The organism is Novosphingobium sp. B-7 (assembly GCF_000410615.1).
GTDB lineage: Bacteria > Pseudomonadota > Alphaproteobacteria > Sphingomonadales > Sphingomonadaceae > Novosphingobium > Novosphingobium capsulatum.
On sequence record NZ_KE148405.1, the window covers coordinates 461 to 839 of the forward strand.

At 71.8% G+C, this 379-nt stretch carries 1 pseudogene; it reads right to left on the bottom strand.

Annotated features, from left to right (window positions below):
* Positions 1-218, bottom strand: a pseudogene (locus H926_RS33525) (hypothetical protein); the annotation flags it as partial.
* Between the last annotated feature and the right edge of the window lie 161 nt (positions 219-379).

The window sequence follows — 379 nt, forward strand, 5'->3', positions numbered from 1 at the left end:
GCGCTGCCCAGCAGCATGCGATAGCCCGGGTTGCGCGGATCGGCCAGGACCGCCTGCTCTGCCAGGGCGACGGCCTTGACCGCTTCCCCCCCGGTCAGCGCCGATTGCGCGCGGGCGGCGGACTGCCCCGGATGGACCGAGCCCTGGGCACAACCGGCGACGAGGCCGGCGGCCAGGGCCGTGGTGGCCAGCGAGAGGATCATGCGATGGGACATCATGGGCGTTTCCCGCAAAAGCATCAGCGCGGCCGCCGCAACGGGGCGGCGCGCGTGGAGGGCAAGGGTTCGGATTGAGGCAACTGGGCCAGCACGTCTTCAAGGCCGGGCGTGGCATCGACCAGGCGATCGAGCGCCTCGATCAGCAGCGACTGGGCACTGCG